Source organism: Candidatus Chloroploca asiatica (assembly GCF_002532075.1).
In the GTDB taxonomy this organism is placed as follows: Bacteria; Chloroflexota; Chloroflexia; order Chloroflexales; family Chloroflexaceae; genus Chloroploca; species Chloroploca asiatica.
Genome location: NZ_LYXE01000183.1, coordinates 1 through 21,892 on the forward strand (window position 1 = coordinate 1; position 21,892 = coordinate 21,892).

Consider the following 21,892-nt stretch of genomic DNA (forward strand, 5'->3'; position numbering starts at 1 on the left):
TTCCATCTTCATCCTACCGCAAAGGTGTTCACATGGTGTCGGTTGCCGCTGCTGGCTCTGACTTTGCATCAGCCCTGCTGCTAAAGACGCCAGGCGAGCAATCAAGGTCGCTTTCGTGCTACAATAGAGCCAATGAGCGATCATCGTCTTTCGGCTATCCAGGCCGCTAATCAGGTTGATTTTATTAGTCATAGCCCGGCGCAAACCGAACGTGTTGGTCTGCGCCTTGGCGAATTGCTCCTGCCCGGTGATCTGTTGCTCTTGCTCGGGACGTTTGGTGTCGGCAAAACCCAACTGGTGCGCGGCGTTGCCCGTGGCCTTGGCTCTGATGATCTGGTCACGAGTCCGAGTTTTGTTCTGGTGAATCAGTACCGCGCTAGTCCGCGCTTTGCCGGTCTGCCGATCTATCACGTTGATCTCTATCGGATCGCTGAAACCGCTGAACTGACGACGCTTGGCCTCGATGAACTCTGGTCCGGTGAGGGTGTCTGCTTGATTGAATGGCCTGAACCCGCCGCGCCCACGCTCCCCGAGGCCTACCTGGCGATCTTTTTGCAACATCTGAGTGAGACAAAACGCCAGCTTCGGATGGCTCCCTTTGGTCAACGCTATGTTGAGTTGCTCAATGCCTTTAAGGAAACAACGTTTAGTTAGGCCATGCTGTGCTGGATCTGCTTCCGCACGGCGCTGATGCACCTATGCTCTTAGCTCTTGATACCTCAACTGCCCTGACGGGCCTCGCTCTCTATGATGAGCGTGGTCTTCGTGCCGAGTGCGTCTGGGAGTCGGGCCGTAATCATACGGCCCAGTTGTTGCCCCAATTGGATCTGCTCCTCCGCCACGCAGGGGTGCCCCCCTCTGCCCTGTCGGTGGTCGCGGTTGCCCTTGGCCCCGGTAGTTGGAGCGGGCTGCGCGTTGGGTTGAGCCTCGCGAAAGGCTTTGTACTCGCTCGTTCGTTGCCCCTGATTGGGCTCGGCACCCTTGATGTGCTCGCCTATCAGTATGCCTATTTTGCCTTGCCAACCTGTCCTTTGATCCGCCTTGGGCGCGACCGTTTTGCGACGGCACGCTTTGTGCCTGATGTGAGTGGTTCCCTGCGCCAGGAACCGGATATCAATCGCTCATTGGCCGAGCTCTGCGCCCAGGTTCAAGGCCCGACCCTCTTCTGTGGCGATCTTGATGCTACGAGTGTGGCGTTGCTTCGCCAGACCCTTGGTGATGATGCCTGGCTCGTCGAACCGGCGGCGGCCCTCCGCCGTCCGGGTTATCTCGCCGAACTTGCCTGGCAACGCCATCTGGCCGGTGCCTATGACGATCCGCTTACCCTTGAACCTTTCTATCTCGGTGAACCTGTCAGAGCCTAGGATCATGCGATGTCGGCACTCAGTCGCTTTGAACAGTTTATGGAGCAGATGGTCGAGGGGTCGGTGGCGCGCCTCTTTCGGAGTGCGATCCAGCCGGTGGAGATTGCCCGACGCCTCGAACGCGCTATGGAGAGCCAGCAAACGATTAGTGTCAGCCGGGTGATTGTGCCGAGCTTTTATAAAGCCTATCTCCATCCCCAGGATTTTGGCGCTTTTCAGCCCGTCCAGGCGCAACTCGAACAAGAGATGGCAAGCTATTTGAGTGAACTCGCCCAGGAACGTAATTTTGCGATGCTTGAACATCCCAGGGTGGTGCTCGCTGAGGATCAGGCTGTCCCCCGCTACAGTATTCAGGTGGTCGCCGAAATGGCAACCAGTCAAAGTGCCGAGACGACCCAGATTATCAGTGGGGTTGGCCCCGCAAGTCAGCGCCGTACCCACGCGTTGCTCTTGCTTCAGTCGCCGCATGGCCCTCAACCAATCGAAATCCAGAGTACCGGTGTCTCGCTTGGGCGTGGCCTGGATAATGATATTATTCTTGAAGATGCCCGGGTCTCACGCCATCATGTGCAGTTGCGCTATCGTCAGCGCCGTTTCTGGCTTCTTGACCTCGAGAGTACAAATGGCACTTTTGTCAATGGCGAACGGGTTGCTGAAAAAGAACTACGTGATGGCGATATCATTTCGCTTGGCGGGCTTGAATTGACCTTCCGTGATGCCTGAGTTTGCTGTTTCGTCAGGGCTGCTTTCAAGCGGAATGTGTGTGCCATTGCTTATCTGAGGTTGTCCTCCACCCCCTATGTTTGATCTTGCGAATATCTCAATCAGTGTGTTCATCTTTCTGTTACGCTTTGCCGTGGTCTTCCTGCTCTATCTTTTTCTGTGGCAGGTTGTCCGTGTGGTCACGCGCGATTTGCAGGTACGCACAACGGTTGGCTCGTTGCCCCCCTCAAGCTATGGCTATCTGGTGGTGAGCAGTTCGAGTCAGCCGGGAGTCCCCGTTGGTAAGAGCTTTCCCCTGAGTCCGACGACTATTATTGGGCGTAGCACTGATGCGCATATCTCGCTCAACGACACCTTTCTTTCTAGTGAGCACGCCCGCATGATTCTTAGGGGTGATGTCTGGTCGCTCGAAGATTTGAATAGTACCAATGGTACCTTCCTCAATGGCCTCGAAGTCCGCGCTGCAACTGAACTCCATCCGGGCGATGTGGTACGGGTTGGACGCATTGAATTAAAGCTCGCTTAAGCCTACAACCAAACTCGTCAGGAATGACGATGTGTGCAATTTGAATATCAATATCATTCCAGAAAAATATAAAAACGATTATCGTACCTCCAGGGCATTCTAATGCGATAGATCGCCGTAGGTCTCCATTGCGACCCAATGACAATCTGTGCTATACTTGCCCTAGTTTTCACCGGAGAGGGCAATACCAGGGAGGGAGGCGGCCGTGCTTGCTAACTATGCCTTCATCGGATTGTTTTTTATCGCAGCGGTGACTTTTCCTCTCGCACCACTGGTGCTCGCATTTCTGCTCCGTCCAAAACGTCCAACCCCGATTAAACAGGCTACCTATGAGTGTGGCCTTGAGGCAATTGGCGATATTCGCGTCCAGTTCAAGGTGCAATACTATCTCTATGCCCTTGCCTTCGTGATCTTCGATATTGAGGTTGTCTTCCTTTACCCCTGGGCGGTGGCCTTCAACCAGATGGGTCTCTATGGCTTTCTGGTGGCAACCGTCTTTTTGTTGATGCTCTTTGCTGGTCTGGTCTATGAGTGGCGCAAAGGCGCTCTTGAGTGGATCTAACATTGGGTTCGCGCTCCGGCGCTCTGCCGGGTGATGCCCCTGGAAATCGTTTTCCCTATGACCAATGAGCACGAGTTGCAGCTCGATCTTGAGCGACAGGGTATCTTTTTGTCTACGGTGAACCGCTTCTATAATTGGGGGCGGCGTTCGTCGATCTGGCCTATGGCGTTTGGGTTGGCCTGCTGCGCGATCGAGATGATGGCGTTTGGGTTGAGTCGCTATGATGTGGCGCGTTTTGGGGCCGAGTTGTTTCGCGCTTCCCCCCGTCAGGCCGATTTGATGATTGTCGCCGGGACGGTCACCAAGAAGATGGCTCCGCAGGTGGTGCGCCTCTATAACCAGATGGCCGAGCCGCGCTATGTGATTTCGATGGGGGCCTGCGCAACCTCTGGCGGGCCGTTCCGCGATGGCTATAATGTCTTGCGCGGGATTGACTTGCTCGTCCCTGTTGATGTCTATGTGCCTGGATGCCCTCCTCGCCCCGAGGCCCTGCTCCACGCGTTGATCACCCTGCAGGATCAGATTGATCGCCAGAAACTCGGGCGTGTGCGTTGGTATGGCGAAGGCGTCAAGCCCCAGACGACCGATTTTCCTGTGCCTACCTTTGGCGCGCAAGGCCTTGAGATCGATGGTCGCCTCGTTGACCCCGTTGGTGGCTTGCCCCTGGTGAGTGCGTATACCTCGCCTGAGTTTGGTGAAATGAAGAGTGGTCGCCTTGAGCATCCCGAGATTGTGCGCCATTTTCCGATTATGGATCCTACGGTGGAATTGGAACATCCGCTCAAGGCGCGTGGTGTGGCCCCCGAAATCGCCGCCGATGACCTGAAACGTGGTGAGGTGGGCAATGCCGAGGCTTGATGCTACAGATTTGCGTGAGCGTATGGCCCGCGATCTCCCCGGTGCTGTGCTCGAAGCAGTTCCGTTGCAGGTTGCTGCTGCCCCCGCCCACGGGCCTCAACCTGGTGCTTTCATGACCAGTGATACGCTCGTTGCGCCCAGCAGATTGGTCGAGGCAGCTTGTTATCTCCGCGATCTGCTCGGCTATGCCTATCTCTCTGATATCGCAGTGGTTGATTACCTCGCCGATGATCTCTTTGAACTCGTCTATCGCTTTTACCATGTCGAAGGCGGCGAGGGCCTGACGATCAAGGTGCGCATTCCCCGCGACCATCCTGAGGTGCCTTCGTTGACCCCCGCTTGGCCCGGGGCGAATTTCCACGAACGCGAGGCGTTTGATCTCTATGGTATTGTCTTTGTCGGCCATCCCTTCTTGCGACGTATCTATATGTGGGATGAATTCGAGGGCTTTCCGATGCGGAAAGATTTTCCGAAACAGGGCGATAAGTATATCGGTGCCGATGAGTAACCCCTGGTTGGGCGCTGATGGCCGATCTTCAAGCAAAGAACTGCTATGCTCAAGACCGAAGAACTCCAGATTAATATTGGGCCGCAACATCCCTCGACCCACGGGGTCTTCCGTATGATCGTGACCGTTGATGGTGAGACGATTACGGATCTGAAACCGGTATTTGGTTATTTGCATCGCAATCACGAGCAGATCGCTGAACAAAATACCTATCTTCAGAATATGCCCTATACCGATCGCCTTGATTATTTTAATTCAATGGCAAATAATCAGGCGTATGCGATGGCGGTTGAGCAATTGGTTGGCATTGAGGTGCCTGAACGCGCCGAGTATCTGCGGGTGATGATGGTTGAGTTGACCCGTATTCTTAATCACGCCGGTGCGCTCGGTTTTCTGATTAATGATATGGGGATGTGGCAGACTCAGCTCGCCTTTGGGATGCGCGAACGCGAGAAGATCCTCGATCTCTTTGAGTCAGCCTCGGGTGCCCGCTTGATGTGCAACTATTTCCGTTTTGGGGGTGTCGTGCGCGATCTTCCGCCCGATTTTATCCCGCGCTTGAAGGAGTTGCTGCAGGCGATGCCCGCGTTTGTTGATGAACTCGAACGCCTCTTGCGTGAAAATGAGATCCTGATGCAACGCGCCGAGGGTATTGGTATCCTTCCCCGTGACCTCGCTCTCGCCTATAGCGTCTCGGGTCCTGTCCTTCGTGGTTCGGGTATTCCCTATGATGTGCGCAAGGCCGAGCCCTATAGTGTCTATGATCGCTTTGATTTTGATGTCCCCGTCGGCACCGTCGGCGATGTCTATGACCGCTTCCTTGTTCGCATCGAAGAGATGCGTCAGAGCCGCCGTATTCTTCAGCAGGTGATCGAGCAATTGCCCGATGCCCAGGGCGGTCATATCAATCCCAAAGCCCGCCAGAATGTGCGCCCCCCCGTTGGCGATGTCTATGCCCGGATCGAGTCACCCAAGGGCGAGCTCGGGTTTTATCTGGTTAGCGATGGCAGTGGCAAGCCCTATCGTTATAAGGTGCGTGCTCCGTCTTTTATCAATCTGACCCCCCTCGGTGATATGTGTCGTGGCTATAAGGTCGCTGATGTTGTGGTGATACTGGGGAGCATTGATATTGTGATGGGTGAGGTGGATCGGTAGGGTGTTGCTGCGCCTGACCACTGGAAAGCGATAGTTCATGACCATTACGATCCAACGTGGCGAGGTTGTTGAGGTTGCGCGTGGTTCGCAACGCCGCTATGCTGTGCCCGGCATGGGTCTGCTCGATAGCCTTGGGGTTGTTTGGAAACACTGGCGTGAGTCGTTTCGCCAGAATCGCGATTTTAGCGATATTCACGGGACGTTTACCGAGCAGTATCCTGATGAACGCCCCAATTTGCCCGAGGCGTATCGCAATATGCCGATCTTGCTCTATGATGATGAGACCGGGCACGAGCTCTGTACCTCGTGTTTCCAGTGTCAGCGTATCTGTCCGCCTCAGGTTATTCATATGACCCAGGCGAAAGATCCGACGACCGGCAAAGCCGTTCCTTCCGTCGCCGAGTTCATTATCGAGTATGATGCCTGTATGAGTTGCGGCTTCTGCGCCGAAGTCTGTCCGTTTGATGCAATCAAGATGGATCACCATTTTGAGTTATCAACGGCGGATCATGCCAGTCTGACGGTGTATAAGCAGGAACTTAATCGTCCGGTCAGTTATTATCAAAGCATTGCGCCAACGCTTTGGGAAGAGGCGAAGGCCGGGGCGTACAAGAAACTCCAGGGCAATATCAAGCGCCGCCCCGATGTGATTGGCATTGCGCCGCATCTCGTTGACCGTATCGCTGCGCGTCGTGCTGAACTCGCTGCGGCCGCTGCGGCGGCACCGCCCCCGCCCCCGCCAGCGACAACCCCTGCCGCGCCGCCCGCCGAGGCCCGCAAGCTGACCCCTGAAGAGAAGGCGGCCAAGCTCGCGGCCATCAAGGCGGCCAATGCGTCCAAACAGTCAGGCGCAACTCCCGCTGAAACCCCGCCCGCCACTGCCGAACTCTCGCCCGCCGAGGCGAAAGCGGCGAAACTGGCGGCGATCCGCGCCGCGAATACCGCGAAACAAGCTGGCACTGCCCCCGCCGCTGAAGCGACGCCCGCCCCGGTTGACGAGAAAGCGGCGAAACTGGCGGCGATCCGCGCCGCGAATGCCGCGAAACAGGCTGGCACGGTCCCCGCCGCTGAAGCGACGCCCGCCCCGGTTGACGAGAAAGCGGCGAAACTGGCGGCGATCCGCGCCGCGAATGCCGCGAAACAGGCTGGCACTGCCCCCGCCGCTGAAGTGCCGCCCGCCGAGCCCGCCCCGGTTGATGAGAAAGCGGCGAAACTGGCGGCGATCCGCGCTGCGAATGCCGCCAAGAAAGCTGCTGCTGAGGATAATGAGACCGAGAGGAATTAGGTATGGAGCGTGGCTGGTTCAATCTGCCCTTCGTAGTCTGGGCTATGATGTGCCTAGCTGTCGCCCTGCTCTATGTGTTCATCTGGCCCCGCGACCGGGTTGCTGATGCTGCGCCACTACGCTTCTTCTTAGTGCGCTGGAGCCACAGCTTGGCCTGGGTGTTGCTTTCCGCAATGTGCTTGATGAAAGCCACCGGCAATGCAACCCTTGCAGGCTGGGGCAATGTGGTTGGTCTGCTGGCCTTGCCAGTTTACCTGGCCTTCTTGATGGCGAGCTTTGTTTTGCGCTAGTCCTGTGAACGGATGCGAAGGAGCCCCGGATGTACGACATCCTTGATGGTTTGATTAATAGTACCTTTGGTTGGGGCTGGCCGGGTTGGCTCATCAGCCTGATTGGCTATGTGCTGGTGGCAACGCTGCTCTTTGCCGTCGCTCCCTTCCAGATGCTCTTTTTTACCTATTACGAGCGGCGGGCGATCGCACGTATGCAGGATCGGATCGGGCCAAATCGTGTTGGCCCCGAGGGGATCTTTCAGCCGATCGCCGATGGCGTGAAGATGTTCACGAAAGAGGATATCGTCCCCGATGCCGCTGATAAGTGGGTGCATCTGCTGGCCCCGATTGTGGTCGTAGCCCCCACGATGTTTATGTTTGCGGTGTTGCCCTGGGGTCCGGGGATGGTGCCGGTTGATCTTAATACGGGCCTGCTCTTCTTCTTTGCGATCTCCTCGATCAGTGCGGTGGGGCTGATGATGGCCGGCTGGGCTTCTAATAATAAGTTCGCCCTGCTTGGTGCCATGCGTGCCGTTGCCCAGATGGTGAGCTACGAAATCCCCGCCGTCTTGAGCCTCCTGGCGATTGTAATGATGACCGGCACGCTCTCGGTGGTGAGCCTGATCAATGCGCAGGGTGGGCTCTTTATCAGTACCAGTGATGTCGCAGGTGTTCCTGACCTGGGCCTCGGCTGGTTGATCTTTACCCCGGTGGGGTTGCTCGCTTTTCTCTGCTTTTTCATTGCGGCGCTGGCCGAGGGTGAGCGCACGCCCTTTGATATTCCCGAGGCTGATTCAGAGATTGTCGCTGGCTATATGACTGAGTATAGCGGGATGAAGTTCGGACTCTTTTATCTGGCGCAGTACATCCTCAATTTCTTGCTCTGTGCCATTGCGGCGGTCATCTTTTTTGGCGGCTGGCAAGGCCCCGGAGTCGGGTGGCTCTATGGGATGGCAATTTCGCCCACCAACCCCGATGGGAGTTGGATCTTCAATCTGCTGGCCGGGATGCTCGGGGTCTTCTATTTCTTGGCCAAGACCTATTTCTTCTTCTTTGTGATGATCTGGATCCGTGGGGCGTATCCGCGCCTCCGGGTTGACCAGTTGATGGATTTCGGCTGGAAGTTTTTGATTCCGCTCACCCTCGTCAATGTCTTCAGTGCGGCGATCTGGGTCGCTGTGACTAGTTGGGGGGTGGCCGATGGTTTTGGCTTGGTAGAGGGTTGGTCGCCCATGCTGCGCTGGGGGGTGGCGTTTGTTACCACGCTTGTGGTCAATGGCGCTGCATACGTGATCGTCGCCCGCATATATAATAGTGCCCAGGCCGCACGTAATCGCCTTGATATTGATGAACTGCGCGAGAGCCTTGCGCTACCGCGGTAAGATGTAGGCTCTATGAATACGCTCATTCAGCTAATCTTCGGACTCCTGGCGGCCTTGATCGTCGGCTCGGCGGTGATGGTCGTTTCAGTACGCAATGTTATCCATGCGGCGCTCTGGTTGATCGCCTGCTTTTTTGGCGTTGGGGCGCTCTATCTCTTGCTTGAGGCCGAGTTTATCGCTGTTGCGCAGGTGCTCGTGTATGTTGGTGCGATCTCGATCCTGATCCTCTTTGCGATTATGCTCACCCGCGAGAGTGAAGGCTCACGCTATATGGTGAGTGGGTGGCGCCTCGTGGTGACGGCGATTGTGTGCGTGGCCCTCTTTGGTGCGGTGCTGGTGCCGACGATCTTTACCCATACCTGGAATGTGCCGCCGCCGCCGGTGGCAACCCCTGGGAGCCCTGCCCCGCCTGAGGTGCTGGCGGGGGTCGAAGACCTGGGCCGGGGCTTTGTCTTTTCGTATATGCTTCAATTTCAGGTGGCGGGCGTCTTGTTGACGGTAGCCCTGATTGGGGCGATTGTGATTGCCTTTGAAGAGCGCGCTCGCCGCCGTCGGGTCTTGACCCTGGCTGAAGAGCATGAAGTGCGTAAACGACAGAAGCCCGCTCGCCCACCGGTGACTGGTGAGCGAACCCCGTCACCCCAGGCGGCCCCGATGTCTGATGGAGAGCAAGGATGACGAACGCAATTCCGCTTGAAGCCGTCTTGATGGTTGCGGCAGCGCTCTTCTGCATTGGCCTCTTTGGTGCCCTCGCCCGGCGCAATATGGTCAGTGTGCTGATGGGCGTCGAGTTGATGCTTAATGCGGTCAATATCAATCTCGTGGCCTTCTGGCGCTACCTTGAGCCAGGCTTTGTGGTTGGGCAGACCTTTGCGATTTTCATTATTACGGTGGCCGCCGCCGAGGCTGCCGTTGGCCTGGCGATGATCATTGCGATCTATCGTACCTGGCTCACCTCGAATGTGGATAATGTCGCGTCAATGAAGGGGTGACGGCACCGCAATGGCTTTTTTTCTCCAGTATGCATGGCTTATTCCGGCCCTCCCGCTTCTGGGATGTCTTCTGATTACCTTCACACCGTTGCGCCAGAGCAAGGTGGCAAGTGGCTGGGCGACGATTGGCCTGATGATCATGGCAAGCCTGCTGGCCGTCGGGTTGCTGGCTGCGACAGCTCAGGGCCTCGCCTTGCGTGACGGGCAACTGGTGACGCTTGAGTTGGCCGGCCATGGCCAAGCAGATGCCCACGGTGAAGCTACGACCCACAGTGAAAAGAGCAAAGAAGCGTTTGCCTTCCCCGAACCCAATGTAGTGCAACGGTTTGTCTGGGCACCCACCGGTACGACCAGTTTTGCGATGGGGATCTATATTGATACCCCGGTTGCTGCCTTGCTCGCGATGGTGACGATTACCTCGGCCTGTATCCACCTCTTCTCGCTGGGCTATATGGCGAGCAATGCCCGCCAGAGCCGCTTCTTTAGCTTTATTTCGCTCTTTACGGCAGCCATGCTGCTGATGGCAATGGCCGATAACCTCCTGCTCTTTTTTATGGCCTGGGAGGTGATGGGTCTCTGTTCCTATCTCTTGATTGGGTTCCTCTATGAGCGTCCGCAGGCGTATCGCGCCGCGATTAAGGCCTTTATTGTCACCCGCATTGGCGATGTGCTGATGCTGCTTGGCCTTGTCTATCTCTATACCCAGGCCGGGAGCCTCGCATTCGGTACGGCTCCGGGCGAGATCTTTAACCCCGAGTTCCTGGCCCGCATTGGTAGTGAGACAAGCGCAGTTGGTCTGAGCCACGCAACGGGCATTGCCTTGCTCATCTTTTGTGGGACGGTCGGCAAGTCGGCACAGTTCCCGTTGCACGTCTGGTTGCCTGATGCGATGGAGGGGCCGACACCCGTGTCGGCGCTGATCCACGCGGCGACGATGGTTTCAGCGGGTGTCTTTTTGCTCGCCCGTACGTTCCCGATCTTCGAGGCCGACAATGGCACGGCGCTGGCGGTGGTTGCCTTTATCGGAGCCTTCACGGCGCTCTTTGCGGCGACGATTGCGGTTGCCCAGTACGATATCAAGCGCATCCTGGCCTATAGCACGCTCTCGCAGCTTGGTTTTATGGTGGCCATCATTGGCATTGGCGGCTGGGTCGCCGGGATGTTCCACCTGCTTGCCCACGCCTTCTTCAAAGCCCTGCTCTTCCTTGGCTCGGGCTCGATCATCCACGGGATGGAGGCGACTCCCCGGATTGCGGATCTGCACCACAAAGATGAGTACGCTGCCCAGCAAACAGCCCAGGATATTCGCAATATGGGTGGCTTGCGCACACGGATGCCCTGGACGTTCTGGACCTACACGCTCGGCTTCCTGGCGCTGGCCGGGGTGGTGCCATTTGCCGGCTTCTGGAGCAAAGATGAGATCCTGGCCGATGCCTTCAAAGGTGGACACTGGGTTGTCTTTACAGTGCTGGCAGTGGCCGCGTTCCTGACGGCATTTTATATGACGCGCCAGTGGCGGCTCGTCTTCTTTGGTGCATTTCGCGGTGAACAACCAGTGGTCTATGTCAACCCTGAACGTCGTTCCAGGCATCACAAAGCCAGCCACGCCCACCATGACGACGCGCATGGTCACGACGAGCATCACGCCAATACGGGGGCGCACTGGCACGAAGATCCGTTGATGATTGCGCCACTGGTCATCTTGGCAAGTTTTGCCGCCCTGGGCGGTCTCTTCAACCTGCCCTTCAGCATCCCTGGCGGCCACTGGCTCAACGATCTCTGGGGGCAAGAGCCCGCGAGTTTTAGTCTGCTTGTTGCCGGGATCTCGTTGCTCATTGCCTTTGGCGGCATCGCGGCAGGCTGGACGCTCTATGGAACCGCCTTCAAGACGGCACAAGAACGCGACCCCCTTGATGTGCGTGCGCCTGGGGTTTTCGGCTTGCTGAACGAGAAATACCGGGTTGACGAGTTCTATCAGGCGAGCATCGTGCGGTTTACGGCCCTGCTCGCCCTCGCCTGGGCCTGGCTTGATAAAGCTATTCTGGATGGCATCATCAATGGCATTGGGCGCGTGACCCTCTTTGTCGGACGACTCAATTTCATTGTTGACGACACGGTGCTCAATGATGGCCCTGATGCCGTCGCTGATGGCACCGTCGCAACGGGCAAACGCGCCCGTCGGCTGCAAACTGGTAAGGCGCAGGACTATATCGTCTATGTCTTTGGAGGGGCCGTTATCCTGGCCCTGGTCTATCTCTATGTGCTTTGATGAGCGGCCTGATGATCTGAGGAGTGCATGCGCTCACCGGGTTGTCGTGTCACAGGTGGTTTCATGTCTTTGCCATCGTATCTTATCCCTTCGCCCGACGGCATGCCGTGGCTAACGCTGCTGCTGCTGTCGCCGCTCCTCGGCATTGCGCTCGTCGGCCTGGCGGGCTGGCTTCGCATGGATGATCGGTTGGTGCGCCTTGGGGCCACCGCCTGGATGGGTGTGCCCCTGGCTCTGGCGATGGTTGTCTGGGCCCTTTTTGAGCCTGATGCGGCGGCGGCGGGGCAGGGTGCCGTGCAACTGGTCGAGAAGATGCCGTGGATCAAAGCCGTACGGGTTGACTATTTCCTCGGGGTGGATGGGTTGAGTATGGCCCTGGTGCTGCTGACGGTGGTGATGGCCCCCGTGGCGGGCATGGCCTCGATGGGGGTCACCGATCGGGTCAAGGCCCATTATGCGCTGCTTTTGTTGCTCGAAGCGGCGATGCTTGGGTATTTCCTGGCGCTCGATTTCTTCTTCTTCTTCATCTTCTGGGAATTCAGCCTCGTCCCGGCCTTTTTCCTGATCCAGAACTGGGGACGTGACAATCGGCGCTATGCGGCCTTTAAGTTCTTTATTTATACGATGGCTGGTTCGCTCGGGATGTTGTTGCTCTTCCAGGTGATCTATCTGGCAATGCGCTACGCCGGGTTGCCGACCTTCAATCTGGTGGATCTTGGCCGCGTTGGGCAAGGATTGCCCGTCGAGGGTGTCACAGGCACGCTGCGCGAGATCATCTTTGCCTATATGGATCATCTTGGGGTCGCCAATGTGCTCGGGCGCTACCCGTTGCTCTATACCAGCATTGCCTTCTGGGCGATCTTCATTGCGTTTGCGATCAAGCTTGCCGTCTGGCCCTTCCATACCTGGCTGCCCGATGCGTATACGGAAGCCCCAATTGCGGGGAGTATTCTGCTTAGTGCGGTGATGAGCAAGATGGGTGCCTATGGCATGCTGCGCATTATGTTGCCGCTGGTGCCCGATGCCAGCCAGTATTTCGCTCCGGTGATGGGTGGGTTGGCGTTGATTGGGATTGTAGCTGGTGCGTTTGGGGCGCTGGCGAATACCGGGGGTGATATCAAACGCCTGATCGCCTATACCTCGATCAACCATATGGGCTATGTGATGCTGGCCATTGCCGCCGCTGCGGCCATGCCCGGGATGGCGAGCCTTGATAGCCGGGCGATTGCCCTTAATGGCGCGGTGATGCAGATGGTCGCCCACGGGCTCAGCACAGGTGCCCTCTTTTATCTGGCCGGCCTGCTCTATCTGCGTAGTGGAAGCTGGAGCCTCAGTGATTTTGGGGGGCTGCGCGTCGTTGCGCCTGCCTTCGCCGGAGTGATGGGTACGGCGATGTTTGCCAACCTGGGCCTGCCTGGTCTGGCTGGTTTTGTTGGCGAATTCTTTATCTTCCGCGGGGCCTGGGCTACACTCCCGCTCTTTACCGGCCTGGCCGTCATTGGCCTGATTGTCACCGCGTTGGCGCTGTTGCTCATGTTCCAGCGCATCTTCCTTGGTTCACTCAACGATCGCTGGGATCGCCTGGCCGACCTGCGCCCCGGCGAGATGGGTGTGATCTTGCCTTTGCTCGCCCTCTTGCTGATACTTGGCGTCTATCCTGCCCCCATTATGGAATTGGGCAATGTGGCTGTCACGGAACTGGTGGCGATCTTTCAACAGGTGTTGCATACCTAAGGTGACGGCGGGGTCTGTTGCCATCAAGAGATGAAAGAAGCATATGGGACTCTTCACGCTCGCAACTGATATTCCCTGGCTAAGCCTGATCTGGCTGAGCATGGCCGTGCCAGCAGTGATCATTGCCCTTATTCCTCATCAGCACAAGGAGGCGATGCGCTGGGTGGGGGCGGTTTTTGCGTTTGCTTCGCTGGTGCTCTCGTTGCTCGTCTTTTTGGCCTATGAGCCGGGACGGGCAGGGTTTCAGTTTGTCGAACGCCTCAATTGGATGCCTCAGCTTGGCATCAGTTATCAGCTTGGCGTTGATGGCATCAGTCTGCCGATGATCTTGCTCAATGGCATTGTGATCTCTACCGGTGCCCTGATGAGCTGGAATATTGATACGCGGGTCAAAGAGTACTGGGTGTTGCTGCTGCTGCTCACGACCGGGGTCTATGGCGTCTTTGTCTCGCTCGATCTCTTTCTCTTCTTTGTCTTCTATGAACTGGCTGTCTTGCCAATGTATCTGCTGATCGGCATCTGGGGCAGTACGCGCAAAGAGTATGGCGCGATGAAGTTGACCCTCTTTTTGATGGCCGGCAGCGCCCTGGTGATCATTGGCATGTTGGCGCTCTATTTTGGTTCGGGGTTGCGCACGTTTGATATGATCGTGCTGGCAGAGAATGTCACCCTGGCCGGTGATGTCCAACGCATCTTCTTCCCGATGCTCTTTCTCGGCTTTGCGGTGCTGGCCGGTATGTTCCCGTTTCATACCTGGAGCCCGACGGGGCACGTGGCGGCCCCAACGGCGGTCAGTATGCTGCACGCTGGTGTGCTGATGAAACTTGGCTCGTATGGCTGTTTGCGGGCCGCGATGTGGTTGATGCCCGCCGGGGCTAATGCCTGGTTGCCCGTCGTGGCCGGCCTCGCCCTGCTCAATGTGGTCTATGGGGCGACGATTGCGATGGCGCAACGCGATGCCAAGTATATCATTGGCTATTCGTCGGTGAGCCATATGGGCCTCGTGATGCTGGCCCTCGCGGCAGGAACGCAACTCGCCTTGATGGGGGCCGTGTTGCAGATGTTTGCCCACGGGGTGATGACGGCGCTCTTCTTCTCGGTGGTGGGCCGGATGATCTACGAGCGCGCTCACACCCGTCAGCTGCCCGAACTGGGCGGCCTCTACAAAGTGATGCCCTTTGCGACGATCATGTTCATCATTGCTGGCCTCTCATCGATGGGCATGCCAGGGTTGGCCGGGTTCTGGGCCGAGTTCATTATCTTCCTGGGTGTCTGGGAGCGTTACCCCCTCGTGGCGGTGATCGCTGTGCTCTCGATTCCCATCACCGGAGCCTATATTCTGCGGGCGGTCTGGGCGGTCTTCTTCGATGAAGTCAAAAATCCTGAACTGCTCAAACTGTCGAAACTGACCTGGCAAGAGTATACCGGGGCAACCATCCTGGTCTTGATCCTGATTGGCGTCGGGCTCTATCCGGCGATCCTGACCGAACTAATTGATGTCGGGGTGCGGCCAATTGTGGCCCAGTTGGAGGGGATTACCCTCGCGGGGAGATAAGACGTGTTTCAGATTACTGACATCCCGCGGCTGTTGCCCGAGATTCTCTTGCTGGTGCTGGCGCTGCTGGTGCTTGGGTCAGATATTTTTGAGAAATGGGGCCGTACGCAAGAGGCTCAGCTTGAACGGGTACGCTCATCGGCGTCGCTCACCGCGATTGGCCTGGGCTTGATCTTTGTCATTGCCCTCGTGCAGAGTGGCTATATCCCCTTTACCGTCATCCCCGAGACAGCAGCACCAAACTTTTTTACCAACATTGTGCGCAATCTGCAGGCAGGTGGGCCAGTCGGTGAACCGATCACCGGTGCGTTTGCGACGGATCATCTGACGATGATCAGCCGTCTGACCCTGATCGGGGCAGCCCTGCTGACGAGTCTGCTTTGTCTGGATTATCGCCCTACGGCGCATCCGGCCGAGTTTTATGCGTTGATCCTCTTTGCGACGCTGGGTATGTGCTTGATGGCCGGGGCGACTGAGTTGATCATCGCCTACCTAGCGATTGAATTGACCAGCATTCCCCTGTATATTCTGGCGGGCTACTTCCGCAACGACATGCGTTCGTCGGAAGCGGGCATGAAATACTTCCTCTTTGGCGCCCTCTCGTCGGGCATTCTGCTCTATGGCATGAGTCTGACCTATGGCTTTGCGGCGAGTGCGCTGGCGGGGAACAGCCTGGGCAACAATCTGACTGAATTTGCCCAGATCGCTGCGCTAGCCCGCATCGCCGACAATCAGGGCATCTTGACGCTGGGCATGATCTTTATGATCGCCGGCCTTGGCTACAAACTTGCCGTTGTGCCCTTCCACGGCTGGTCGCCAGATGTCTATCAGGGTGCGCCGACGCCCATCACGGCCTTTGTCTCGACGGCCTCGAAAATGGCTGGTTTCATTCTGCTGTTGCGTTTGCTCACGACAGCTTTCCCTGGCTTGACTGGCACGGCCGTCTGGGGCGAATTGAGTGGCTGGACGAGTGCGCTGGCGCTGCTGGCCGTATTGACCTTGATTGTTGGTAACCTGGCGGCCTTGCCGCAGACCAACGCCAAGCGACTGCTTGCCTGGTCGAGTGTGGCCCAGGCGGGCTTTGTGTTGCTGGCGTTTGTCGCCTGGGCGTCACCGCAGACCTTTGACCGCGACCAGGGCACAGTCGCCCTGCTCTACTACCTAATCGTCTATACCCTGACCAACCTTGGGGCTTTTGGAGCGCTTGCGGCGGTCAGTATGGCTGTGGGTGGCGATGAGGTTGCCGATCTGAACGGATTGGCGCGGCGCAACCTGGGCTTGGCCGTCTTGATGGCAATCTGCGTCCTCTCGCTCGCCGGGATCCCGCCGCTGGCGGGCTTCTTCGCCAAATTCTATGTCTTTATGGTAAGCTGGCAGTCTGGTGCCGAGTGGTTAGTTGTGATCGCGGTCTTGACCACGGTCATTAGTCTCTACTACTATCTGCGGTTGCTCAAAGCCATGTTTATGGAAGCACCAGCCGCTGAGACCCCTGTAGAGGCACCACCCGGGATCACTGCCGCCGTTGTGATTGCCGCCGCTGGGCTGATCATCCTTGGTCTCTTCCCGAACATCATTCTGGGCATACTCAGTCAAGTACAGACAGTGGCCGGATTCTAAATGCAGTGCAATTCTATGTGACGCCAAACGGGCTTGTCTATCTCAACCAGATTCTGCTCACGACCCTCGTCAGTGGCTATTTGGTTAGAACGGCATTGCGCTCGGGGCGTCGCTATACCTGGCTGCTGGCCGGTTTTTTTATCACACTGACTACCTTCCTTGGTACACTCTGGTTGGAAGTGAGTTTCTTGCCGACCCCACGGCTTTATAGTGTGATTGCACAGAATAGCCTCCTTGGCTTTGCCCTGATCTTTCTCTTGCAGTTTGTCTATCATTTTCCTGTGCTCCCACCACGCTGGCGCGTCGAGGCGCGGATTGCCTTGATCTTCAGCATCCTCTATACACTCGGCGAGGTTGGGTATGCCGTGTATCGTCTCTGGAAACTCCAGCAAGGTGTTGTCCTGTTTCGCCATGAAGTGATCGACTATCTCTTGTTCGGGATCTTTATGTGGGTACCGCTCGTGCTTGTGCGACAGATGTATATGCTCACACCAGTGCCAAGCGACAGAGGGCGATCACAGTGGTTCTATCCCTTTTTGAACCCTGGCAGCTCGGAAGCGAGCACGATTCGGGTTTTTACCATCATCTTTTTCTTTGTTGCTTCGCTCAATCTTATTTCCATTCTGCTGCATACCACGCTGATCCTGGCGACGGTGGCGAACGCTATCCTGTCGCTTGGCATTCTCGTGGCTATATTTGGTTTTGTCATCAGTTATCTCAATGCGCAACCCGAGACAACCTCATTTCTGGTGCGGATGATCGGGATCAGCCTCATTACCAACATGGGCTTGCTCGGCATGGTCGGGTGGATCATTAGCACTAACCGTGAAACGGGTTTTACGGTTGAGATCCCCCGTCAACAAAGCTTCCGCTTTAGCCCCAATGAAGCAGGCGGCTATGATGTAGATCGGATACCTTTTCAGTTCAAGACCATGCGAGGTGAAGAACTTCAGTTGGATTTGCATGCCTTGCACGAATGCAGTTCTCCACTTACCTTTGCTTTCCCGTTCTTTGGGCAAGATCACGAACACCTCTATGCCTGTCGTGATGGTGTGGTGAGCTTTGATGCCCCAGTTCGCTATCGTTCGTTCCAGTACTCTTATGGCGCAGGCGCACCATTGATGTTTGCGCTCTTGATCGATTTCGACCACCGGCTGAGTTCAGGGGGTGTTTTTGCGTATCAACAGGACGATCAACTGATTATTAACTGGGAGCGAATGCGCAATGCGTATCGGCCTGCCGATGAGTATACCTTTCAGGCGGTCTTGTACAGCAGTGGAATTTTTGAGTTCAACTATGCCGAACGACCCGAGCTCTTGCACTACTATCCAAATGATGAACCGGGGGCGAATCCATGGGTGATCGGTGCGGTACCCGGTCAACTCCGTGGTCCTATGCCTCAGTTGATGACGCTGGATCGCCTCCCAGCCAGCAGCGGATCAGAGGGTGTCATCAAGGATTATCTCGTCGAATACCGTCAACGTTTGCATAGCCTGCTTCATCCGCTTGTGCAACTCTTCTTCGCCACAAATATCTTGATCCTGGTCGTCTTTCCATTCTTCTTCCGAGTTACCCTGTTGCGCCCCCTCAATTCGCTCCTGAGCGGTGTCCAAGCGATGGAGGAAGGTCGCTATCCTGCCAATTTGCGGGTCTACTATCAGGACGAAGTCGGGTTTCTCACGAAGGCGTTTCAGCGGCTTTCGACAGAACTTGCCAATCTGATTCAGACCCTTGAAGAACGGGTTGCCAACCGTACCGCCGAGCTTGATGCCTCCAATGCCCAACTGCGTACCGAGATGAGCAAACGTCAAGAGGCGCAGGTGCAGGCGTTGCAGCACCAGCGTACGCTGGCCGTGCTAGAGGAACGGTATCGTCTGGGGCGTGAATTGCACGATAGTCTTGGGCAGGTCTTTGGCTCGATCAATCTTCAGGCTCAGGCGCTCGAAGCCTTCTTGCGCAACCGAGACACCCTGGCGGCTGAGCAAGCCTGTCGCCATATCGGTGAGGCAGCCCGCCAGGGGCATGCCGATGTACGTAGCTTTATCCTTGGCCTACGTCATTCCTCTGTCCAGGGCTTCTGGGAGATGCTGAACCATACCCTTGACGAAGTTCGGCGACGCAGCAACCTGACGCTCACCCTGCACGCTCCTGAGCCCTGGCAAGAAGCGTGGCTCTCACCGATTGGGCAGTTGCATCTGTTGCGCATTCTGCAGGAAGCGTTGCACAATGCTGAACAGCACGCCCAGGCAGCACGCATTGACGTAACCTTCGAACGAAAGGGCACCTTGCTGCTTGTAACCATTCAGGATGATGGGCAGGGGTTTGTGCGGGATAGGTATGAGGAGACTGATCCAGCCGCGCTCATCCCGGTGCTGTCACGATCAAGCCACTTTGGCCTGAAGACGATGGAAGAACGAGCGCGTGAGTTAGGGGGAGGGGTGGAGATTTACACTGCACCTGGTTTGGGCACGCGCATCTTGGTAACCTGTCACCTTGAAAGGGTTGAAGAAGAACCGCTTGCCACGCTCCCAACGCGTCCGTTGCGGGTTGTGCTTGTCGACGATCACCCGATGTTTTTGGAAGGTCTGCGGAATTTTCTGACGGCCCATGGAATGCAAGTGATAGGCACGGGTTCTGATGGCGAAGAAGCGCAAATGCTTGCACGAACCTTGCGTCCCGACTTGCTCGTCATCGACTTGCAGATGCCCCGTTGCGATGGTCTCGAAGCGACTCGTCGCATCACCGCCGAGTGGCCCGAGGCACGCATTGTGGTGTTGACGGTCTCGGCTGAAGAAACGCTGCTCTTTGAAGCACTGAAGGCCGGTGCGTCGGGCTATTTGCTCAAAAACATGCAAGCCGACGACCTCTTTCTCCTCCTGGCGGGTCTTGAGCAAGGTGCTCCGCCCATTGCTCCGGAACTGGCCCAACGCATTGACGTTGAATTGGCTCGCCAGGAAGCTGACGAAGTCGCTGCCGAGGCGCGTCTCAGCCCGCAGCAGCGGAACATCCTCATCCTCGTTGCCCAGGGCCTCACCTACCGTGAAGTGGCGCAGGAAGTTCACCTCAGCGAAGCGGCCATCAAGTACCATATGAAACAGATCCTCAATCGCCTCCATCTCGCTAATCGTACCGAAGCAGTTGCGTATGCACGTCGCAGCGGGATGGTTGCTGAGCGTACAAAAACCGAGTAATTTCTACGTTATAGTAGGCAGCACAAACAACCCTATTCCTGTTGTATACCTCTAGCTGAATGGATATCGAATCGCAACTTATACTTTTTCTATCCTTTACTGATAGGACTCACCGTTGCAATATAATGCATAATAGAAGAGTAAATACTTTTGTCGCCATGTTATCTCTGAGGCCACGAAGCCCCAGAAACAAGGGTGAAACCGGCAACGACCGCCCGTTTCTTCCAGAGCAGGAGACACCACCATGCATAAGGCCTATACAGCTATCTTTGTTGGCAAACCTGATGCGGCTGATCTCGTGATGTTACAAGATGTACGGGTTCTTGTTGACATCGAGGTGGTTGTAAATAGCGAACATGCTTATCGTTGGATCAACGATAACAAGCCCGATTACGTTCTGCTTCCCGTGACCCTCTCGGATACCAGTATCCTCAGAATATTTCATGAGTTGCGCACAACTGGACGTGCGTGTGTCGTTGTGATCACCGAGCAAACGATCACAGCCTTTAATGGACGAGGCTATCGGTGGCGCAGGACGGCCAGCAAAACCTCAGAGGGGCTTGACGCACTGTTTGCCTGGGGGAAATGGCCTGTTGCGGTGGTCTACAAGCACGCACTGCAGTCCATACGTGTTAGCGCCCAGCCCGTACAAGCTGCTCTGCCGGGTAAGTTTGTGCCGTTGTCTGTGGCTGTCGCTCACGAGGTAGCTGCGGATTAAGGGTTTATGCTTTGAACTACCGACCACACCGTGTGGTCGGTAGTTTCGTGTTTATGCTTATTGCGCCATGACTGGTTCTGCCTGGGCGGCTTTCTTCGCAGCGTGCTCTTCCTCAGCGAGGTACCAGGTGGCTTCCATCGCGGCACGGCATCCTTCACCAGCAGCGGTGATCGCCTGGCGATAGATATGGTCCACCACATCACCAGCAGCAAAGATGCCCGGGATGTTGGTGCGCTGTCGACCATCGGTCACAATGTAACCACCTTCGTCGAGCGTCAACAGATCGGTGAAAAGGCTTGTATTGGGCAGATGTCCAATATACGGGAAGACACCGTCCACCTCGATTTCACTCGTCTCATTAGTTTTGAGGTTACGCAGCCGTACCCCGATGACTTTGTCGTCACCGAGAATGGCATCAACAGTGCTGTCCCAGACAAACCGCACCTTCTCGTTGCCAAAGGCCCGCTCTTGCAGCACTGGGTCGGCACGCAGGCTATCACGCCGGTGGACAATGATCAGTTCATCGACATAACGCGTAAGGAAGAGGCCCTCATCGAGGGCGCTGTTGCCACCGCCAACCACGACAACCTTCTTGCCCCGGAAGAAGAAGCCATCACACGTGGCACAATAGCTTACCCCGCGGTTGGCGAGTTCTTCTTCACCAGGCACGTGGAGCTTGCGCGGTGAGGCACCCGTCGAGATGATTAGGGTATCGGCGGTAAGCTGGTCGCCATCGTCGGTGTGCAAGACAAACGGACGTACCGAGGCATCAATCTTGGTCACCAGGGTGTCCTTGAACTGCGTGCCAAAACGGGCGGCCTGCTTCTCCATATTATCAGCCAGATCAAAGCCACCAATGCCCTCGACAAACCCAGGATAATTCTCAACCTCCGAGGTGGTCGCAATCAACCCACCTGGCTGCAAACCCCGTACAACCAGTGGCTCAAGATTCGCTCGTGCCGCATAAAGCGCTGCCGTAAGCCCGGCAGGGCCTGAACCGATGATGACAACTTTGCTATGCATATACATGACTCCTTTTTTCAATCTCCACAAGTATACCCCCCACCGGTATACGATTATACCTCAGTATACCACATTGTGACAAGGGCTGTTGCCCAAACAACCCATGCGTGTGCTGGCGCAAACGGCCAGCTTCTTGGGGCCGCAGGCCCCAAATCCCC

Annotated in this window: 20 protein-coding genes; 19 read left to right on the top strand and 1 reads right to left on the bottom strand. The window is 56.5% G+C overall.

Features of this window, described 5'->3' with window-relative positions; all coding sequences use genetic code 11:
• Positions 1-132 precede the first annotated feature (132 nt).
• From tsaE to A9Q02_RS21930, 19 genes are all read left to right on the top strand, one after another.
• Positions 133-654 carry a tRNA (adenosine(37)-N6)-threonylcarbamoyltransferase complex ATPase subunit type 1 TsaE gene (tsaE, locus tag A9Q02_RS21840; protein WP_097655197.1) on the top strand — a complete coding sequence of 174 codons (522 nt, stop codon included), beginning with the start codon at positions 133-135 and terminating at the stop codon, positions 652-654.
• A gap of 44 nt (positions 655-698) precedes the next feature.
• Positions 699-1,364, top strand: coding sequence for a tRNA (adenosine(37)-N6)-threonylcarbamoyltransferase complex dimerization subunit type 1 TsaB (gene tsaB / locus A9Q02_RS21845; protein ID WP_097655216.1), 666 nt, complete (start codon positions 699-701; stop codon positions 1,362-1,364).
• Between the two features lie 9 nt (positions 1,365-1,373).
• The gene (locus tag A9Q02_RS21850; RefSeq protein WP_097655198.1) at positions 1,374-2,087 is read left to right on the top strand and encodes an FHA domain-containing protein; all 714 of its coding nucleotides are present in this window, start codon (positions 1,374-1,376) and stop codon (positions 2,085-2,087) included.
• A 76-nt stretch (positions 2,088-2,163) separates the two neighbouring features.
• Positions 2,164-2,613, top strand: coding sequence for an FHA domain-containing protein (locus tag A9Q02_RS21855; protein ID WP_097655199.1), 450 nt, complete (start codon positions 2,164-2,166; stop codon positions 2,611-2,613).
• A gap of 205 nt (positions 2,614-2,818) precedes the next feature.
• A complete protein-coding gene (locus tag A9Q02_RS21860; protein WP_097655200.1) occupies positions 2,819-3,175 on the top strand; it encodes an NADH-quinone oxidoreductase subunit A in 357 nt (118 codons plus the stop codon).
• A 57-nt stretch (positions 3,176-3,232) separates the two neighbouring features.
• Positions 3,233-4,033, top strand: a complete 801-nt coding sequence (locus tag A9Q02_RS21865; protein ID WP_097655201.1) for an NADH-quinone oxidoreductase subunit B — start codon at positions 3,233-3,235, stop codon at positions 4,031-4,033.
• Positions 4,020-4,541, top strand: a complete 522-nt coding sequence (locus A9Q02_RS21870) for an NADH-quinone oxidoreductase subunit C (protein ID WP_097655202.1) — start codon at positions 4,020-4,022, stop codon at positions 4,539-4,541. The genes A9Q02_RS21865 and A9Q02_RS21870 overlap by 14 nt, the downstream gene beginning before the upstream one ends.
• Positions 4,542-4,586: 45 nt before the next feature.
• Positions 4,587-5,696: an NADH-quinone oxidoreductase subunit D gene (locus A9Q02_RS21875; RefSeq protein WP_097655203.1), complete on the top strand. Its 1,110-nt coding sequence runs from the start codon at positions 4,587-4,589 to the stop codon at positions 5,694-5,696.
• Between the two features lie 37 nt (positions 5,697-5,733).
• Positions 5,734-6,981 (top strand): 4Fe-4S dicluster domain-containing protein, encoded by a 1,248-nt coding sequence (locus A9Q02_RS21880; protein WP_097655204.1) that lies wholly within the window; start codon positions 5,734-5,736, stop codon positions 6,979-6,981.
• A gap of 2 nt (positions 6,982-6,983) precedes the next feature.
• Positions 6,984-7,271: a hypothetical protein gene (locus A9Q02_RS21885; RefSeq protein WP_097655205.1), complete on the top strand. Its 288-nt coding sequence runs from the start codon at positions 6,984-6,986 to the stop codon at positions 7,269-7,271.
• Between the two features lie 29 nt (positions 7,272-7,300).
• Complete coding sequence (gene nuoH, locus A9Q02_RS21890; RefSeq protein WP_097655206.1) at positions 7,301-8,635, top strand: NADH-quinone oxidoreductase subunit NuoH; 1,335 nt, start codon at positions 7,301-7,303, stop codon at positions 8,633-8,635.
• Positions 8,636-8,647: 12 nt separating this feature from the next.
• A complete protein-coding gene (locus tag A9Q02_RS21895; protein WP_097655207.1) occupies positions 8,648-9,313 on the top strand; it encodes an NADH-quinone oxidoreductase subunit J family protein in 666 nt (221 codons plus the stop codon).
• A complete protein-coding gene (gene nuoK, locus A9Q02_RS21900; RefSeq protein WP_097655208.1) occupies positions 9,310-9,627 on the top strand; it encodes an NADH-quinone oxidoreductase subunit NuoK in 318 nt (105 codons plus the stop codon). Before A9Q02_RS21895 ends, nuoK begins: the two co-directional genes overlap by 4 nt.
• A gap of 10 nt (positions 9,628-9,637) precedes the next feature.
• Positions 9,638-11,896: an NADH-quinone oxidoreductase subunit 5 family protein gene (locus tag A9Q02_RS21905; protein ID WP_097655209.1), complete on the top strand. Its 2,259-nt coding sequence runs from the start codon at positions 9,638-9,640 to the stop codon at positions 11,894-11,896.
• 63 nt (positions 11,897-11,959) lie between these two features.
• Complete coding sequence (locus tag A9Q02_RS21910; RefSeq protein ID WP_097655210.1) at positions 11,960-13,630, top strand: complex I subunit 4 family protein; 1,671 nt, start codon at positions 11,960-11,962, stop codon at positions 13,628-13,630.
• Positions 13,631-13,673: 43 nt separating this feature from the next.
• Positions 13,674-15,185: a complex I subunit 4 family protein gene (locus tag A9Q02_RS21915; protein ID WP_097655211.1), complete on the top strand. Its 1,512-nt coding sequence runs from the start codon at positions 13,674-13,676 to the stop codon at positions 15,183-15,185.
• Positions 15,186-15,188: 3 nt separating this feature from the next.
• Complete coding sequence (locus A9Q02_RS21920) at positions 15,189-16,802, top strand: NADH-quinone oxidoreductase subunit N (protein WP_097655212.1); 1,614 nt, start codon at positions 15,189-15,191, stop codon at positions 16,800-16,802.
• A 5-nt stretch (positions 16,803-16,807) separates the two neighbouring features.
• A complete protein-coding gene (locus tag A9Q02_RS21925; RefSeq protein ID WP_097655213.1) occupies positions 16,808-19,993 on the top strand; it encodes a helix-turn-helix transcriptional regulator in 3,186 nt (1,061 codons plus the stop codon).
• Positions 19,994-20,237: 244 nt separating this feature from the next.
• On the top strand, positions 20,238-20,711 hold the full coding sequence (locus A9Q02_RS21930; protein ID WP_097655214.1) for a response regulator: 474 nt from the start codon (positions 20,238-20,240) through the stop codon (positions 20,709-20,711).
• 57 nt (positions 20,712-20,768) lie between these two features.
• On the opposite strand, the gene trxB is transcribed toward A9Q02_RS21930, so the two are convergent.
• Positions 20,769-21,734, bottom strand: coding sequence for a thioredoxin-disulfide reductase (gene trxB / locus A9Q02_RS21935; protein WP_097655215.1), 966 nt, complete (start codon positions 21,732-21,734; stop codon positions 20,769-20,771).
• Positions 21,735-21,892 lie beyond the last annotated feature (158 nt).

Excerpts from the sequence above, each read along its gene's own strand:
- A9Q02_RS21865 (WP_097655201.1), top strand. The coding sequence starts at position 3,233 with ATGACCAATGAGCACGAGTTGCAGCTCGATCTTGAGCGACAGGGTATC.
- A9Q02_RS21850 (WP_097655198.1), top strand. The coding sequence starts at position 1,374 with ATGTCGGCACTCAGTCGCTTTGAACAGTTTATGGAGCAGATGGTCGAG.
- A9Q02_RS21875 (WP_097655203.1), top strand. The coding sequence starts at position 4,587 with ATGCTCAAGACCGAAGAACTCCAGATTAATATTGGGCCGCAACATCCC.
- trxB (WP_097655215.1), bottom strand. The coding sequence starts at position 21,734 with ATGCATAGCAAAGTTGTCATCATCGGTTCAGGCCCTGCCGGGCTTACG.
- A9Q02_RS21910 (WP_097655210.1), top strand. The coding sequence starts at position 11,960 with ATGTCTTTGCCATCGTATCTTATCCCTTCGCCCGACGGCATGCCGTGG.
- nuoH (WP_097655206.1), top strand. The coding sequence starts at position 7,301 with ATGTACGACATCCTTGATGGTTTGATTAATAGTACCTTTGGTTGGGGC.
- A9Q02_RS21930 (WP_097655214.1), top strand. The coding sequence starts at position 20,238 with ATGCATAAGGCCTATACAGCTATCTTTGTTGGCAAACCTGATGCGGCT.
- A9Q02_RS21895 (WP_097655207.1), top strand. The coding sequence starts at position 8,648 with ATGAATACGCTCATTCAGCTAATCTTCGGACTCCTGGCGGCCTTGATC.
- A9Q02_RS21905 (WP_097655209.1), top strand. The coding sequence starts at position 9,638 with ATGGCTTTTTTTCTCCAGTATGCATGGCTTATTCCGGCCCTCCCGCTT.
- A9Q02_RS21885 (WP_097655205.1), top strand. The coding sequence starts at position 6,984 with ATGGAGCGTGGCTGGTTCAATCTGCCCTTCGTAGTCTGGGCTATGATG.
- tsaB (WP_097655216.1), top strand. The coding sequence starts at position 699 with ATGCTCTTAGCTCTTGATACCTCAACTGCCCTGACGGGCCTCGCTCTC.
- tsaE (WP_097655197.1), top strand. The coding sequence starts at position 133 with ATGAGCGATCATCGTCTTTCGGCTATCCAGGCCGCTAATCAGGTTGAT.
- A9Q02_RS21855 (WP_097655199.1), top strand. The coding sequence starts at position 2,164 with ATGTTTGATCTTGCGAATATCTCAATCAGTGTGTTCATCTTTCTGTTA.
- nuoK (WP_097655208.1), top strand. The coding sequence starts at position 9,310 with ATGACGAACGCAATTCCGCTTGAAGCCGTCTTGATGGTTGCGGCAGCG.
- A9Q02_RS21870 (WP_097655202.1), top strand. The coding sequence starts at position 4,020 with ATGCCGAGGCTTGATGCTACAGATTTGCGTGAGCGTATGGCCCGCGAT.
- A9Q02_RS21880 (WP_097655204.1), top strand. The coding sequence starts at position 5,734 with ATGACCATTACGATCCAACGTGGCGAGGTTGTTGAGGTTGCGCGTGGT.
- A9Q02_RS21915 (WP_097655211.1), top strand. The coding sequence starts at position 13,674 with ATGGGACTCTTCACGCTCGCAACTGATATTCCCTGGCTAAGCCTGATC.